Source organism: Xanthomonas cissicola (assembly GCF_008801575.1).
GTDB lineage: Bacteria > Pseudomonadota > Gammaproteobacteria > Xanthomonadales > Xanthomonadaceae > Xanthomonas > Xanthomonas cissicola.
Genome location: NZ_VZPL01000016.1, coordinates 1 through 18,250, shown reverse-complemented (window position 1 = coordinate 18,250; position 18,250 = coordinate 1). Strand labels below are relative to the sequence as shown.

The following is an 18,250-nucleotide window of genomic DNA, read 5'->3' as shown; positions in this document are numbered from 1 at the left end:
GTAACGCGTGTGTCAAACCATGCGCTCTCAGGGGAGAGCGGTGTCGTTGCAGTCGCCTTCCTTGCATGCGTAGAGACCTGCCGTTGAGACGGCGGGCCGGTGCAGTCTCCGTCGTGATCGATCCCTCCGTCTGTGCGTTGTGCCGGTGCTGCTTGGCCGTGCGCGGCCGTGTAGGAAGGTGGGCCGTACCCTGTGTCAGCACAAGGATTTCCGATGTCGTCCAGCCGCACTGCTGTTGTTCCCAAACGAGGTGTCTTGCAAACCACCAGGCTCGTCAACGCCCTGCTGTTTGCACTGGCAGTTGCCGCCGTGCCGGCCGCCGCGCAACAGCGTGGCGATGGCGCAGACGATGCCACCCAGACCTTGGATCAGGTCAACGTCACCGGCACCCATCTACGCCGTGTCGACGCCGAAACCGCCAGCCCGGTCGTGGTGATCGACCGGCAGCGTATCGAAGACAGTGGGCAGAACACGCTGGGGCAGTTGCTGCAGCGCTTGCCGATGATGGCCGGCTTCCAGGCCGGGCCTGCACTCAATTCCGGTTTCAGTCACGGCCGCGCGCTGGTGTCGCTACGCAATCTCGGGCCAGAGCGCACGTTGGTGTTGGTCAACGGCCATCGCATGGCGGGGCCTGCCAGCAGCGTGGCGTCGGCGCCCGGCGTGGACGTCAACGCAATCCCCGCAGCGATGGTGGAGCGCGTGGAAGTGCTCACCGACGGTGCGTCGTCGGTGTACGGCCCCGATGCGATCGGCGGGGTGGTCAATGTCATCCTCAAGGACAGATACGACGGATTCGCCGCCACCGTGGACTACGCGCAGAGCACCCATGGCGATGCCAATCGACGCACGCTCGGGCTGGAATGGGGCAAGACCTGGGACCGCGGCGGGCTGATCCTGGGTCTCAGCCGCAATTCGATGAACCCGGTGTTCAATCGCGACCGCAGTTACGCCGCCAAGGCGGTGGAATATCTCGATGGGCAGGTCAGCGAGATTCGCGGCGGCAATACGCGCGCCTTCCTGACCGATGGGCGCCGGGTGACCCCGGTCGATGGCGTGCCGCCCGGGCCGGTGGGCCAGGACGCATTCCGCCCGTATCAACCGGCCACAGACAGCTATAACGTCTACGATGCGCAGTACCTGATCACTCCGATCAAACGCACCAATGCCTCGCTGCACGGCAGTTTCGACTTCACCCCCGGCGTGCAGGGCTACATGGACGTGTTCTGGACCCGCAGCAAGACCATCTCGCGGCTGGATGCGTACGCCATGGAGATGCAGGACGCAGTGGACAACTACTACAACCCGTTCGGCGATGCGCTGGACCGTTACCTGTTGCGCTCCACTCAGGCCAATACGCGCGTCTACACCTCCACCATGTTCCAGACCAATGTCGTGGCCGGCTTGCGCGGGCGCGTGGACGGCAGCAGTTGGCAATGGGATGCGGCGGCCGGCTATGCACGCTACAAGGACACCTTGGTGCGCACCGGTTTTTCGATCACCTCGGCGTTGAATAACGCGGTAGGCGCTTCGTTCCTGGACAGCGACGGGGTGGTGAAGTGCGGCGCGCCGGGCGCCGTGATCGCCGGCTGCACGCCGATCAATATCTTCAACCCCGACGACCCGTCCACCATCGCCGCATTGCGAGACACGCAGCGGCCGGTGGACCTGATCGACGAAAGCCAGATGCGCTTTGTCGATATCAGCGCCAATGGCGATCTGTTCAAACTGCCGGCCGGAATGGTGCAGGCAGCCGTCGGCCTGGTGTATCGCACCAACAAGTTCGCGCAGGGGACGACCAGCGATGTGGCCGCTGCCGATGCCGATGGCAATTGCGACTACAACGACGGCTGCATCCTCAAGCAGGGGCGCGAGGAGTCGGTCAGGGAAGCCTATGCGGAATTGCTGGTGCCGCTGTTGAGGGATGCGCCGTTCGCCAATGTGTTGAACCTGAATCTGGGCTCGCGCTATTCCAACTACGACGCCTGGGGCAACACCACCAACAGCAAGGTTGCGATCGAATGGCGGCCGATCGCGAATCTATTGGTGCGTGCCACCGGCTCGCAGGTGTTCCGGGCGCCGGCGTTGGGTGATTTGTATGGCTCGCCCTACAACAGCGTGGTCGACAACACGGGCGACTTCGAGGACCCGTGCACGGGCTTTACCGGCGCGCCGAATCCGGCCTGCGCAAACGTGCCCAACGATGGCAGCTACACCAACACCGCGCAGTTCAACGTGGTGACATCCGGCGCCAATAACGTGGGCTTCAAGCTCAAGCCCGAGCGTGGCCGCTCTTACAATGTGGGGCTGGTCTACGACCCGGATCGGGTGCGCGGGCTATCGCTCAACGTGGACAGCTGGCGAGTCGTGCTGGACGACATGCTGACCGGTGTCGGCTTGCAGCAGGTCGTCAGCGATTGTTTCGACGGCAGCGAAGCCGCGTTCTGCCCGCTGATTCAACGCGATGCCAACGGACAGCTGACGCGGGTGTCGGTGCCGTTCGCATACAACAGCGGCAAGGTCGATATTCGCGGCTACGACGCTGGCATTCACTACACGCTGGTCTACACCGCCTGGGGCACGTTTGCGATGGGACTGGATGCAACGTTCTTCTCCAGCTATCGCTTTGCGGGCGATCCGCATAACTACGTCGGCGAAAATTCCAGCTGGGGCAACATGCCGCGCTGGCGCGCCGTGGCCAATCTGGCCTGGGACAACGGCCCGTGGCATGCGAGCTGGAACACCCGCTATCTGGGCCGCACCGTCAACGGTAGCCAGTACGAAGATTTTTGCGCGGACACCAATGCCGACGGCAGTTGCGCGTATTTCCGGATTGGCTCGGTGGTGTACCACGACGCCTCGTTGAGCCGGAAGATCGCATCGCTGCATAGCACGCTGGCGGTGGGCATCGACAATCTTGGCGACCGCAAGCCGCCACGGTTCTATAGCTACTCCAATGCTGCCAATACCGAAGCGAGCACCTACGACACGCTCGGGCGCTATGTCTGGAGCCGGCTGCGAGTGGAGTTTTAGAGCGGCAAAAAAGACAGCAAGCAGGTGTCAGGCGGAGTAGACAGCGCACTTGGAACGCAGTGGACGCGCGGCACGTGCCGCACCGAGCAAGGGGGCGCCTGCCTTGCAGAGCGCTTTAGTTGCGCTGCATGACCTGCGTCAGCCGGTAGGCTCGCGGCCGGCCGTTCGCGTCATCTACGACAGTCGCTGCGTGTGGTGGCGAAGGACGCACAGCGCGGTTCGCTTTGCATCGCTGCACTTCGTGTTGGCGCAGGTGTCGCCAGCGCAAACAACTATGGTGAGGCGGCTGCATTGCATCGGCTGCATTGCATCGGTTGCAATGCAGTGGGGAGGATCGCAGCTGTTTATCGTCGATGCGCGCAGCCGCCGCATCGATCGCGCTGTCTTGCACGTCAATGGGATGGATGTCATGAGGGATTTACGCTGGAAATCGTTCCTGGCGCGGCACCGGCGCTGGTTGCGTTTGACCCGACGCATCGGCGCTGCTGCGCTGTTGTGGACATGCATCGTGCTGGGCTGGCCCCTTGCAGTCGCACAGGAAGCGCCGATCGCTCAGCCCAACGCGATGGTCGGCGAGCCGCTGTTTCGCGGCCTGGACCACCCGATGCCTGCCACCGCGGTGCCGTTTGCGCCCGGCGGGCAATTGGCACGGATCTACGCGGCCGATATCGCGCATGGGGCGGGGCAGGCACCTGGCAATGATTTCTGGATCGACCGTATGCTGGCCCGCGAGGGAACTGGCGGTGGCTTCGACGATCACAACGACTGGTTGTTTACGCGTGGTCGCGCCGCGTATCTGAGCTATCACGCGCCCGATGCGCCGGGATTCGTTGGGCAGGTGGCGTATTGGCACGCCACCGATTACGACGCGCTGTTCCGCATCCACGCCACGCTGGGCAAGCGTCGTGTGCAATGGAAGGAACGTGCGCAGCAGCGGCGGCAGACACCGAGCTATTTCACGACGGTGTTCGAAGATGCCGGCGCGGGCGTGCGCATGCGGCTGGTCAAGTACATCACCGAGCAGAACGTGGCAGTCGCCAGCGTCGTGCTGTCCAGCCTGGACGGCGCGGCGCACACGGTATCGCTGCAAGCAGTCTCGCCGATCGCCCAGCACGCCGACGGCAATGAGCTGGCCGGCGCATTCGACGCGTACAACCACATCACGACGGTCTTTCCCCGTCTGTCCGGCGATGGCTTCCATGTCGAGGGACAGCGCCTGGTGCGCGATATCGACATCCCCGCGAGCGGCGAAACCGCGCCAGTCAAGCTGCAGCTCGGCATGCTCACCCGCGAGTTGCCCGACGCCCGCGCCGAGTACACGCGCATTGCCGCGCAAACGCCGCAGCAGGCCTACCAGCAGCATGTGGCCAGCTACAACCGTTGGTGGGTGGACAACCTGCCATACCTGGACACGCCCAACGAGAACATCGGCAAGAGCCTGTTCTATCGCTGGTGGGTACTGCGCTTCAACTTCCTCGATGCCAATGTGCCTGGCAACGACTACCAGTTCCCTGTCGCCATCGAAGGCGTGCTGGGCTACGACAACGCGATCGTGCTGACCGCCGGCATGTTCCTGGACGATCTCAAATACCTGCGTAATCCGCTGTATGCCTATGGCACCTGGCTCAGCGCGGGCGAGACCGCGGGCGGTGGCAAGTACACCGACAACCCTGGCTCGCCGGAGAACTGGTCCAATTCCTACGCGCAATACATCACGGCTGCGGCATGGCGGTCAATGCAGATCCACGGCGGGCCGGCGACGCTGGCGGGCAAGCTGGCGCGCTATGGCAGCGGTGACGTGGACGGCGTGCTGGCGGCCTACGATCTCAACCACAATGGGCTGATCGAGTACGACTGGGCGGCGATGACCGGCAACGACGCCGATGCGGTGTCGTTCGACTGGGCCGACCAGCACGGCCAGATCCGCATGGACCGCACCGAGAGCGCCTACGTCTATGCCAACGCGCAGGCGGCGGCGCAGGCCGCGACGCTCGCGGGCGATGTTGCCACTGCGCAGCGCATGCAGGCCACCGCGCGCCGCATCCGCAAGGCGGTGCTGGAGGTGTTGTGGCAGGATCGCAGCGATGCCCCCGACTCGGTGGGACTGTATGGCGATCTGCTCAAGCATCGCCAGGCCGACGGGCCGCGGCTGGCGGTCGATTGGAAGGAAACCAACAACTACTATCCCTTCAGCGTGGGCTTGATGCCCAGGCAGGGCGATGCCGACTACGACCCCAAGTACGTGCACGCGTTGCGGCTGTTCGCCGACGCGGCCCAATACCCGCTGTTTCCGTTCTATACCGCCAACCAGGTGGACATGCAGGCGCGCGGCAGCGGCGCCGATGTGGGCAGCAATAATTTTTCCACCATCAATGCGACCGTGGCGTTTCGCCTGTTCGGCTCGGCCTTGCGCGATTACCCCAGCCCGTATCTGAACGCGCAGAGCTATCGCAAATTGCTCTACTGGAACGCCTGGGCGCCCTTTATCAACGGCGACAACCGCTATCCGGACCAGAACGAATTCTGGGCCAAGGGCAGTGCCAGCCGCGGCGGCAAGATCGGCTATCGCTCCTGGATCCACCATACCCAGCTGGGTGCGACCAACTTCAGCATGATCGAGGATGCGATGGGCTTTCGCCCGCGCAGCGACGGCAAGATCGAGCTGTATCCGATCGATATCGGCTGGGACCATTTCGCCGCCGACAATCTGCGCTATCGCGACCGCAACCTGAGCATCGTCTGGGATCGCGATGGCAGCCACTACGGTGGCCGAGTGCCGAAGGGCTATAGCGTCTACCTGGACGGTCGCCTGGCGTTCTGCGTGGATCGGCTGGCACACGTGATCTACGACCCGGCCAGCGGGCAGGTCAGTGCCGCGCCGGATGCGGTCAATCGCAATGGCGCAGCGCACGTGCTCCAAGCCCGTCCCGCGGCACTGGCGTCGATGACGCAGGTAGCGTTCGCCGCTGGCACGCGGGTGGCGCAGATCCTGGCCAAGGCCGGCGTGGATGTGACGCTGCCGCCAGCGCGTAGCCGCAACCTGGCGCAGGGTGCGCGTGTCAGCGCCAGTTTTGCCGCTGCCGGGTTGCCGGCGACGGCGGCGGTGGATGGCAGTACCGCCGGTACGCCGTTCTGGGGCACCGCAGGCTCGCCGTCGGCCAGCGACTGGATCGCGCTGGACCTGGGCGGCACGCGCACGCTGGATCAGGTGGTGCTGTACTTCTATCGCAGTTCGTCGCCGGGCGGCGATCAGAACGGCTTTCCGTCCGGAACGCAGCCTGGCTACGCGGCACCGTGGATCTACGCCGTGCAATACCAGGATGGCAGCGGTGCGTGGAAGAACGTTCCCGGGCAGGTACGCGATGCCACGATGGCGGAGGGCAATCGCAATCGGGTGCGCTTTCCGGCAATCCATGCCGCAGCGTTGCGCGTGGTGGTGACGCACGCCGGCACGGCGCGCACCGGCATCAAGGAAATCCAGCTGTTCGACAGCGGTCTGCCGGCACCGGCGTCCGTGGGCAATGCGCCACCGCAGGTGCAGGCATGGCAGCTGGACACGCCTGGCGCCGATGGCGCGGTGGTGGTGCAAGGGCGCGTTGGCGATGACGGCGTGCCCAATGGCACGCTGCAGGTGCGCTGGCGCGTGCAGCAGGCGCCGGAAGGCGGCGATGCCGTGTTTGCCGATGCCGCCGCGCTGCAGACATCCGTGCGTTTTACCCGTGCCGGGCAATACACCTTGCGTCTGGCTGCCAACGACGGGGCGCTGATGGGGCATGCCGATGTGCAGGTCAACGCACCGGCCTCGCGCCCGCTGCAGAGCATTCCATTGCAGGCCGTGGCCAGTGTCAGCGCGCAGCTCACCGGCATGCAGTACCGCGTGCAGGCCTTGAACGATGGGTTCATCCCACAGGCAGGCAGTTTTCCCAGTGGTAGCTTGCGCTGGGGCAGCTATGGGCTCGACCAGCCGGCAACGGTGTGGTTGCAGTACCAGTGGCCGCGCCCGGTGCGGCTGTCGTCCAGTGCGCTCTACCTGTGGAACGACCAGCCCAACGGCGGAGTGGCCGCGCCTGCCAGCTGGAAGTTGCAGATGCTGCAGGACGGACGCTGGCAGGACATCGTCAGCAAGAGCGGCTACCCGATTGCCGCAGCGGCGACCGGCGCGGCGAGTACCGCCAGCTTTGCACCGGTAGTCACCACCGCGCTGCGCGTGGTGTTGACGACGCAGACGACGGCCAACGGACATGCCGCCATTGGGGTGGACGAGTGGCAGGCGCTGTCCGAGCTGCCCAAACAGACGGAGGCCATCGATCTACGCACGGCCCCCGGGCAGGCGCCGACGCTGCCACAAGAGATCACCGCATTCTTTGCCGATGGCAGTGTGCTGCCGGTGGCCGTGCAATGGTCCGAGCTCGCCGCCAGCCGCCTGGGCCGCGAAGGTGCGGTGGAACTGCAAGGCTTGGTCGAAGGCGCGATTCCCGTCAAGGCCACCATCTGGGTACGCGCAACGCCGCCTGGGCAGATCAACACCGTGCAGCCGTTGCCGACGGTGAGCGCGGTGGTCGGGCATGCACCGACGCTGCCGGGTTTCGTGACGGTGCAATACAACGACGGCTCGCGTGAACGCTTGCCGGTGCAATGGCCCACCTTGCGGCCTGCGCGTTACGCACAGCCTGGCGAGATCCAGCTCACCGGCACGGCGCAGGGGCGTGCACCTACCGGTCACGTGTCGGTGCCGCTGGTAATTCAGATCAAGGCGGCAGCGCCATGATGCGTACGTTCTCACGGTTGCCGGTGTTGGCCTGCGGGTTATTGCTGGCCAGCGTTCCGGCCTGTGCCATGCAGCTGCCGCAGGGAACGCGGCTGCACGCACCCGGCAACCCCATCCTCGCCGATGGCAGCGAATATTCCGCCGACCCTGCGCCGCTGGTGGCCGATGGCAAGCTGTACATCATTGCCGGCCGCGACACCGCGGCTCCCAATCTCAATGCGTTCGTCATGCCTGGCTGGCAACTGTTCGTCAGCAGTGATCCGGCCAGCGGCGACTGGACCCACTACCGCGATCTGCTGCGGCCCCGGCAGGTCTTTGCCTGGGCAGACAAGCGGTATGCCTACGCGTCCCAGATCGTGCAGGGCCCGGATGGGCGCTATTACCTGTATGCGCCGGTGCAGCAGCGCGATTCGCCCAATGCCGACCCATTCGCGATCGGCGTGGCGGTGGCCGACAGTCCGCTTGGCCCGTGGACCGATGCGCACCCGCAAGGTCCGGTGGTCTCGCAATCGGTGCCGGGCCGCAACGACATCCAGAACATCGATCCGACCGTGATGGTCGACGACGATGGGCGGGTGTATCTGTATTGGGGCACCTTCGGCGCGTTGTACGGCGTGGAGCTGCAGCGCGACATGGTCACTTTCAAGGGCACCCCGGTCCTGGTGGACACGCTGGACGGTTATTTCGAAGCGCCCTGGCTGTTCAAGCGCAACGGCACCTACTACCTGGCGTATGCGGCCAACAATGCCGGACGTCTTTCGCCATGCACGCCCACGCTGTATCACGCCTGCATCGCCTACGCGAGCGCACCAACACCGCTGGGGCCGTGGACGTACCGCGGCATCGTGTTGCCGCCGGTGTCCTCCACCACCTCGCATCCGGGTATCGTCGAATTTCAGCGGCAGTGGTATCTGGTGTATCACACCGCCGATGCGCAGGGCGGCGGGCATTTCCGCCGCAGCGTGGCGATCGACCGGCTGGAATGGGACGACAGCACCCAACCGGCCAGCATCCGCACGGTGGTGCCGACGCGGCGTCCCACGCCTCCCGCGCCGCCCGTGCGCAATCAAGCGCCATCGGCCTACGCAACCGCGTCCAATGGCCCGGATATTCCGGTGCAGTACTGGATCGCCGCGCTCAACGATGGCGTCGTCAAGGCCAATCCATTGCCACCGGAGATGTGGGCCAGCTGGACGGAGAACAATCCACCGCAGCAATGGCTGCAATACAGCTGGGCGCAACCGATCACCGTGGATCGCACGCGCATCGTGTTCTGGGCCGATCACCCGGCAGGCGCCGATGTCGGCGTGGCACCGCCAGCGCGTTGGCATCTGGAATACCGTCATGCTGGGCGATGGCAGCCCGTGCAGCCGCGCGATCGGTATGGCACGCGTCCCGACCACGACGAAGCGGTGTCGTTCGCGCCGGTGACGACACGTTGCGTACGTGTGGTCATGGACGCCTCTGGCGGTGCTGCCAGCTACGCCGCGCTGGCAGTACAGGAATGGGAAGTGCTGGCCCCCCAGCCACAACGCCTGCCATCTGCCACGGCCGCTGACAGCAAGCGGTGCGATGCGCCGTGACGCAGCTGACCAAGCGCTGCGTGCGGCAGTGGAACGATGGCGGACGGTGCGCAGGCGGTGGAGTGCACTGTTGGGGTCTGACGAAGTAGCTTCCGCGTACTGGCCGCGCGTGCCTTGCGAACGTGTCCTAGGTGTTTCAGTCGCGCTGATGCGCCTGACCCCGCATGGCCAGGAGAGGTTTCGCATTCGTATCGCAGGCGCGCCTGCTCTCCCTGGCGGCCTGCCGCACCGTCCTTGGTGTGTGTCTGTCGCTGCGGTTGCAGTCAGCGGCTCGGCCATCGTCCATCAACGCCATGCTGTCTTCTCAAACCTTCCGTGAGGTCACAGATGCCACACATCCCCGCCATGCGCTTACGCACCATCCCAATCTGGTGCGTGTCTCTTGCACTGGCGCACATCGTGCCGGTGGCGGCGGCGCCACTCCCCGCTCCCACGCCGGCGCAGTACACGCAGGCAATGGGCTTGTCCGATCACTATGCCTCGCTGGTGGACCGGCAGCCTACGGCGCCGGTGTGGGTGGATGCCGGGCATTTTCTCTATCGGCGTGGGGTGGCGCGCAGCAAGCAGCTGCCGGCGATCGAATACCGCTTGGTGGAGGCGGCCAGTGGCCGCAACACACTGGCCTTCGATCACGCGCGGCTGGCCGCAGCATTGACGCAGGCCGGTGCCAAGGCGGTCGACGCAGCGCGACTGCAGCTTGACGAGCCCACCCTGGAACAGCAGCGCCTGAGCTTCCAGTTGGCGAAGCTCGGCTGGCAGTGCGATCTGCTGCGCTATCGCTGCGCGCGTCTGCCCGAACGCGACCTGCCGGCCGAATCGATGGACATGCGCCTGCCGCTCAAGCAGGGCGAACGCCAGGCCATGTTATCGCCGGATGGCCGCTGGCGTGCCTGGGTGGAGCAGGGCAATCTGGTCATCGCGCCGGTCGGCAGTCACGAGCGCAGCGTGCTCAGCCACGATGGCAGCACGGATGATTACTACGCGCTCGACAGCGTGGTGTGGTCCCCGGATTCGCAGCATCTGGCTGCGTATCGGGTCAAGGCACCGCCGCCGCGCATGGTCTATTACATCGAGTCGGCGCCCGCCGATCAGGTGCAGCCGAAGTTGCATCAGCAGGTCTATCCCAAGCCGGGCGATGTGCTGCCGATGATGCAGCCGGTCTTGTTCGACGTCGCCACGCACGCAGCCCATCCGGTGGCGATGACCTTGCTGCCCAATGCCTTTGCCTTGAGCGAGATGGTCTGGTGGAAGGACAGCAGCGGCTTCACCTTCGAATACAACGCACGCGGTCACCAGCTGTACCGGGTGATCGAAGTCGACGCGCGGACGGCCGCCGCGCGCACGCTGATCGAAGAGACATCGCCCACCTTCATTGAATACTCCGAGCTCAGTGGCGAGCATGAAAACGGCGGCAAGCACGCACGCCAGGACCTGGACGATGGCGCGCAGATCGTGTGGGCATCCGAGCGCGATGGCTGGGAGCACCTGTATCTGTACGACGGGCGCAGCGGCGAGGTGATCCGCCAGATCACGCGGGGCGACTGGGTGGTGCGCAAGCTCGATCGCATCGACGAAGCGGCAGGGCAGGTGTACTTCACCGCCTCGGGCATGCAGCCTGGCGAGGACCCGTACTATCGCCATGCCTATCGCATCGGCCTGGATGGCCGCGGGCTCACCGCCTTGACGCCGCTGGCTGCCGATCATGAGGTGCGCTATTCGCCGGATGGAAGGTGGCTACTGGATCTGTATTCGCGCGTGGATCTGGGCCCGGTGCTGGAGCTGCGGCGCAGCGCAGATGGCAGCGTGGCACGCACGGTGGAGCGCACCGACCTGAGCCGCCTGCTGGCCGCAGGATGGCAGGCGCCACTGCCGTTCCACACCACCGGGCGCGATGGCAGGACCGAGATCTGGGGCGTCATCCATCGCCCGCAGCAGCTCGATCCGCAGCAGCGCTACCGGGTCGTCGAAGACATCTATGCCGGCCCGCAGGGCTCGTTCGTCCCCAAGAGCTTTACCACCACCACACCGTCGCTCACCTGGATGGGTTTTGCGGTGGCGTCCATCGATGGCATGGGCACCAACAACCGCTCGCGCGCCTTCCACGATGTGGCCTGGCGCAATCTCAAGGACGCCGGGTTGCCGGATCGTATCGCCTGGCACAAGGCCGCCGCGGCGCAGTACCCGTGGTACGACATCGACGGCGGTGTCGGTGTGTACGGTACCTCGGCGGGCGGGCAGAACGCGTTGGGGGCGCTGCTGTTTCATCCGGAGTTCTATGTGGCGGGTGTGGCCAATTCAGGGTGTCACGACAACCGCATGGACAAGATCTGGTGGAACGAACAGTGGATGGGCTGGCCGGTCGGCCCGTGGTACGCCGCATCGTCGAACGTGGACAATGCCGCGCGCCTGCAGGGGCATCTGTTGCTGGTGACCGGCGACATGGACATGAATGTCGACCCGGCCAGCACCTTCCAGGTGGCCGATCGCTTGATCAAGGCCGGCAAGGACTTCGATCTGCTGGTCGTGCCGGGTGGCGATCACGGTGCCGGTGGCGACTACGGCAGGCGCCGCCTGCTGGATTTCTTCCTGCGCTGGATGCAGCAAGCGCCAACGCCGGACTGGAATCGCACCGCAGCAGCGCCAGCCGCGCCGGCGCCGTGATGCACGTGCGCTGCGGGTGGCATCCGTCGATTTGATCGCGCGAACCGGCGCATCCGAGCTCGATGCGCCGGTTCGCGCGCGAATCCTTGTCGGCTTCATCCGCACCGCAATCGCGCACAGCCGTGCGCATTGCGTGCGGGCTCGAGCGCGCTCCTGCCGCCACGCTTGATCGTTCAGTTGCGAACCATGCTGTTTTCCGCATGCGCGTTCGCCAAATGCGACAAGACGTAGCGTCTGCGCACAGGCACATTGTGACCAACTGATGAAAACTGGAGCGCATAAGCGCATCCAGTGTGGAATGCACCACCTTCCTGCAACACGCGTTGCTGCGCGACTGTTCGGTCGCCTGCGTCGCATGTTGTCTGCGTGTCTGCAACACGAGCGTTGCCAGCGGTTTCGCTGCAGCGTGCGTCTGCCATCTACGTCGCCCTGCGCCGCTGTACGCCGGCACGGGCAGGTATTGCCCACGGTTTGTCTTTCGTAACACTCAGGAGCCCTGCATGCCGATGTTGCCGTTGCCTCTCTCCCGCACGATCAGCGCCACCACGCGGCCGTTACCGAGCATGCTCACTACCGCGCTGTTGCTGGCGCTGTCGGCAGGTGCCGTTGCGCCGGTGTCTGCGCAGCAGGCTGCTGGTGGCGATGCGACGCAGACGCTGGACAGCGTGGTCGTCACCGGCTCGCGCCTGCGTCGCGTGGATACCGAAACCGCCAATCCGGTGGTCATCGTGAGCCAGGAACAGATCGCTGCCACCGGCAAGGCGACCGTGGGCGATCTGCTGCAGGAATTGCCATCCATCGCCGGCAATGCCACCAATCCCTATACCAACAACGGCGGCGGCACCGGCGCCTCGGCGATCTCGCTGCGCGGCCTGGGCGATAAGCGCACGTTGGTGCTGGTCAACGGCATCCGCCTGGCTTACAACGACGTCAACGCCATTCCTTCCAGCATGATCGAACGCATCGAGGTGCTCAGCGACGGCGCCTCTGCGGTGTACGGCTCCGATGCGATCGGCGGGGTGGTCAACTTCATCCTGCGCTCGCGCTTCGACGGCGTGCAGTTCAGCAGCGACTTCGGCACCAGCAGCGAGGGCGATGGCAACCGCCGTAACTTCACCTTGACCGCCGGCAGGACCTGGGAGCGCGGCAGCCTGATCGGCGGCCTGTCGTATCACAACATCGATGCCGTCTCGGCAGCGGCGCGCGATTACTCCAAGGACGCGCTTGCGCTGACCAATGGCCAACCGGTGAAGCAGGGCTCCTCCGCCACGCCCACCGGCTCGGTCAACTTCAATGATGGGTCGGATCAATCGCAGTTGCTTGCACAATCCAATGGCTGCGGGCGCGTCACCCTCAACAGCGGTGTCAGCGGCCGCGCCGGCCCGGGCGATTTCCATTGTTACAACGCTAGCGCAGACTCGTACAACTACCAGCCATTCAACCTGTTGCAGACCCCGCAAAAACGCACCAACGCTTTTTTGCTGGGCACGTACCGCTTCAGCGACAGCGTCGAGGGCTACGTCAACACCTGGTTCAGTAAAACCGAATCGGCATCGATCATTGCGCCGATTCCGATTTTCTCCAATGGCGACAACATCCTGGTGTCGGCGCAGAGTTACTACAACCCGTTCGGCGTCAATTTCGGCACCGATCGCAGCACCGGCACCTCCTACAACGACCTCAACACGCGCGCCACCGTGCTGGGCAATCGCAGCTATCAGTACAACACCTACAACTTCCAGATCAGCCCCGGCTTGCGCGGCCGCTTCGGCGACAGTTCCTGGCAGTGGGATGCCACCTTCAATTACGGCAAGGTCAAGCAAAAGTCGATCAACAACGGCTTTCTCGACTATGCCGCGTTCAATCAAGCCATCGGCCCATCGTTCCTGGACAGCGACGGCACGGTCAAATGCGGCAGCGCAGGCGCAGCGATTGCCGGCTGCACGCCGTTGAATTTCTTCAACCTCAACGACAGCTCCAACCTGGCCACGTTGCAGGGCATGGTGGTCAACCCCATCGTCACCAGCGTGTACACGGTCAAGCAATTCGAGGCCAATGCCAACGGCACGTTGTTCGCGTTGCCGGCCGGCGAGGCCAGCCTGGCGGCCGGCATGTCGTACCGCAAGGAACGCTCCACCACTGCCTCGGACCCGCTGTGGACCGGCGATGAAAACGGGCTGTGCGGCGTAATCGAATTCTGTTCGTCCAGCTTGAGCGGAAGTTTCGATGTCAAGGAAGCCTATGCCGAAGCACTGTTCCCGCTGCTCAAGGATCTGCCTGGCATCAATGCGCTGAACATCACGATCGGCACGCGTTTTTCCGACTACAGCTCGGTGGGCAGCAAGACCAATAGCAAGCTCTCGCTGGAATACCGCCCCATTGAAAACCTGTTGTTGCGCGGCACCGTCTCGCAGGTATTTCGCGCACCCAACATCAACGAGCTGTATGCCGGCGTGGCCGGCGACGCGGCCACCGTCAATGACCCGTGCAACGGCTACACCGGCGGCAACATGGTGGCCTGCGCCAATGTGCCCACCGATGGCAGCTACCAGCAATCGGACGGGCAGGTGTCGGGCAAGGTCTCCGGCGCGGCAGTGGCGGGCTACCAGCTCAAGCCGGAAACCGGCAAGTCCTACGACGTCGGCTTCGTCTACGACCCGCAATGGATCGACGGCCTGTCGCTGAGCGCGGACTGGTGGCGCATCGACCTGGAAGACACCATCACCACGGTGTCGGCGCAGACGGTGCTGAATCAGTGCTTCGCCAACTCGGCCAGCGCGTTCTGCGCGTTGATCCATCGCAACGGCAACGGCACCATCAATTACATCGCCGAGCCCACCGTCAATCTGGGCAAGCTATGGGCCAAGGGCATGGACTTCAACCTGACCTACCGCTTGCCTGCAATGGCATGGGGTAATGTCACCGCCGGCCTCAACGGCACCTATCTCACCCGTTACGACGTGCTGCCCGACACCACCGACCCCAGCTCGGTCACCATCCACAACGTGGGCCGCTACACCCAGGCCTACGGCAATTTCCCGCGCTGGCGCGCACTGGGTACGGTCAGCTGGGCACTGGACGACTGGAGCGCCACCTGGCGCATCCGTTATGTGGGGCATACCGCCATCGGCAATTCGGATCCGGACCAGAGCCTGTCGGCCGATGCCAGCGAACCGACGGTGGTACGCAATATCGGCGCCTACATCTACAACAATCTGCAGCTTGGCTATAACGTGGAGCCATGGCATACGCGCTTCGAAGTTGGTGTGGACAACATCGCCAACAAGCAGCCGCCGTTGTATTACTCCAACAACGTGGGAAATGCGAACACCGACGTGGCCACCTACGATCTGCTCGGCCGCTTCTATTGGGCACGCGCGACGGTGAAGTTCTGAGTGCGCCGTTGTTGCGGCGCTGCGCGGCCGGGTGCGATCGGTCGCGCAGATGCCATGCCACGGCCAGCGTTGCCAGGGGAGCTGCGATCACGTTGTCGCGACCACGCGCGCATGCGTGCGCGCTTTCAGGAGTTAAGCTGATCCCATGACGGAAACGCATGCACCCGAACCGACCTGCAACCACACGCCATCGGTGTCGCGGCGGCGCTTTCTGGCCTGGAGCAGCCTGGCAGTTGCTGCAGGCTTCCTGCGCTTTCCGGCCCAGGCCAACGCTGCGCAACCGGGCAGCGTGCGCGCGGTGCCGCTTGCCCAGGTCCGGCTCACGCCATCGTTGTTCCTGGATGCGCTGCAGACCAACCGGCGCTACCTGATGCGGCTGCAGCCGGACCGGCTGTTGCACAACTTCGTGCTGTACGCCGGCCTCGACCCGAAGGCGCCAGCCTATGGCGGTTGGGAAGCGGACACCATCGCCGGGCATACGCTCGGCCACTATCTCAGTGCGCTGGCACTGATGCACGCGCAAACCGGCGATACGCAGTGTCGCACGCGCACCGGGTATCTGGTCAGCGAATTGGCGCGCTGCCAGGCGCATGCCGGCGATGGCTATGTGGCCGGCTTCACACGCAAGAACGCAGCCGGTCAGATCGAGAGCGGGCGCGCGGTCTTCGACGAGCTCAAGCGCGGCAAGATCGACCCGGCGCCGTTCTATCTCAACGGCAGCTGGGCGCCGCTGTACACCTGGCACAAATTGTTCGCCGGACTGCTCGACGTGCATGCGCATTGCGATAACGCGCAAGCGCTGCAGGTGGCGGTGGCTCTGGCCGGTTACCTGCAGGGCGTCTTCGCTGCGCTCGACGACGCACAATTGCAAAAGGTGCTGTCGTGCGAATTCGGCGGCCTCAACGAATCGTTCGTCGAACTGCATGTGCAAACCGGCGATGTGCAGTGGCTGGCACTGGCGCAGCGCCTGCATCATCACGCCGTGCTCGACCCGTTGATCGCCCAGCGCGACGAACTGGTGCACCAGCATTCCAATACCAATATCCCCAAGCTGATCGGTTTGGCGCGCGAGTACGAAGTCACCGGCGATGCCGCATCGGGCGCCGCAGCGCGCTTCTTCTGGCACACCGTCGCCGACCACCACACCTATGTGATCGGCGGCAACGGCGACCGCGAATATTTTCAGCAGCCGGACAGCATCTCGAAATTCCTTACCGAACAGACTTGCGAGCATTGCGCCAGCTACAACATGCTCAAGCTCACCCGCCACCTGTATCAATGGGGCCCGCAGGCGGAGCTGTTCGATTACTACGAGCGCACGCTGCTCAACCATGTGATGGCACAGCAGCATCCACGCACCGGCATGTTTACCTACATGACGCCGCTGCTGGCCGGCGAAGCGCGTGGTTGGTCGTCGCCGTTCGACGATTTCTGGTGCTGCGTCGGCAGCGGCATGGAAGCGCACGCGCAGTTCGGCGATTCCATCTACTGGCAGGACGGGCAGGGCGTCTACGTCAACTTATACGTGCCCTCCACGGTGCGCGACGCCGCCGGGCTAAACATGACCTTGCACAGCGCCTTGCCGGAGCAGGGCAGCGCCTCGCTGCGCATCGATGGCGCGCCGCCAGCGCAACGCACGCTCGCACTGCGCGTGCCGGGTTGGGCGCAACAACCGCACCTGCAACTCAATGGCCAACCTGTCGATGGCAGCGCCAGCGATGGCTATCTACGCATCACGCGCGTCTGGCAGCCCGGCGATACCCTGAGCCTGTCGTTCGATATGCCGCTGCGCCTGGAATCCACCCCGGACGATCCCGCCTGGGTCTCGGTGCTGCGCGGCCCGCTGGTGCTCGCCGTGGATCTGGGAGATGCCGCCAAGCCGTGGTCGGGCAAGACCCCGGCATTGATCGGCGGCCAGGAAGTTCTGCAACGCCTGCAGCCAGCGCCGGGCAAGCCAGCCTTCGTTTACACCGATGGCGCGCAGCAGTGGCAGTTTTCGCCGTTCTACGCCCAATTCGACCGCCGCAGCGCGGTCTACCTGGAACACCGCGACGCCGCCGCATGGCAACAACGCCAGGCCGAACAGGCGGCAGCAGAGGCGAAGCAAGACGCACTCGACAACCGCGCACTCGATCGCATCGCGTTGGGCGATGAAGCCTCCGAAAAGGCGCATGCACTGCAGGGGGAAAATTCCAACCCGCTCAGCTACCGCCGCCGGCCCGGCCGCGACGTGCGTACCGGCGGCTTCATGGCCTTCACCCTGCGCAATACCGCCCAGGCCCGCATCCTGCGCCTGCGCTACTGGGGCGACGAAACCCGCCGCCGCTTCCGCATCCTCGCCGACGGCGAACTCATCGCCAACGAACGCCTGGATGGCAACCGCGGCCTGGATTTCGTCGATGTGGATTACGCTTTGCCGGCAGCAGTGGCCGGCCGCGCCACCTTGAAGATTCGTATCGAACCGGAGAAAGGCTACTCGGCCGGGCCTGCGTTTGGGTGTTGGGCGTTGGCATCGGCGTGAGTGGCGCAGGCAGCGTGGTTGACGCCGCACGCATGTCGCACGCCGACAAGCATCGCGCAACTGCGCATCATCGGGCGCCGCTGGCCTTTCGCTTCCGCTGGCCTGTCACGCGCGACTTGGTCATCTACGCCCCGGAACCCACCCTCTCGGTCGCGCTGGGCAACCGGGTTCACCCCCGTTTTCACGGACACTTACAAGAAGGCCGATCAAGGCCATGAGGAGTGTTCATGTCAAAGCGCAGGAAGTTCACTGCCGAGTTCAAGCGTGGCGCGGTTGAGCAGGCCAGCCAGCC

At 64.7% G+C, this 18,250-nt stretch carries 6 protein-coding genes; all 6 read left to right on the top strand.

Annotated elements, in window-relative coordinates; all coding sequences use genetic code 11:
- Nucleotides 1–213 precede the first annotated feature (213 nt).
- The 6 genes from F7R02_RS09115 to F7R02_RS09090 all read left to right on the top strand — a co-directional run bounded on the left by F7R02_RS09115 (nucleotide 214) and on the right by F7R02_RS09090 (nucleotide 17,958).
- The gene (locus F7R02_RS09115; RefSeq protein WP_167521001.1) at nucleotides 214–3,030 is read left to right on the top strand and encodes a TonB-dependent receptor plug domain-containing protein; all 2,817 of its coding nucleotides are present in this window, start codon (nucleotides 214–216) and stop codon (nucleotides 3,028–3,030) included.
- 409 nt (nucleotides 3,031–3,439) lie between these two features.
- Complete coding sequence (locus F7R02_RS09110; RefSeq protein WP_078590647.1) at nucleotides 3,440–7,798, top strand: Ig-like domain-containing protein; 4,359 nt, start codon at nucleotides 3,440–3,442, stop codon at nucleotides 7,796–7,798.
- A complete protein-coding gene (locus F7R02_RS09105) occupies nucleotides 7,795–9,381 on the top strand; it encodes a family 43 glycosylhydrolase (RefSeq protein WP_139371045.1) in 1,587 nt (528 codons plus the stop codon). Before F7R02_RS09110 ends, F7R02_RS09105 begins: the two co-directional genes overlap by 4 nt.
- 345 nt (nucleotides 9,382–9,726) lie before the next feature.
- Nucleotides 9,727–12,042: a S9 family peptidase gene (locus F7R02_RS09100; protein ID WP_078590603.1), complete on the top strand. Its 2,316-nt coding sequence runs from the start codon at nucleotides 9,727–9,729 to the stop codon at nucleotides 12,040–12,042.
- Nucleotides 12,043–12,542: 500 nt separating this feature from the next.
- A complete protein-coding gene (locus F7R02_RS09095; protein WP_078590601.1) occupies nucleotides 12,543–15,437 on the top strand; it encodes a TonB-dependent receptor in 2,895 nt (964 codons plus the stop codon).
- Nucleotides 15,438–15,582: 145 nt separating this feature from the next.
- Nucleotides 15,583–17,958: a glycoside hydrolase family 127 protein gene (locus tag F7R02_RS09090; protein WP_078590600.1), complete on the top strand. Its 2,376-nt coding sequence runs from the start codon at nucleotides 15,583–15,585 to the stop codon at nucleotides 17,956–17,958.
- Nucleotides 17,959–18,250 lie beyond the last annotated feature (292 nt).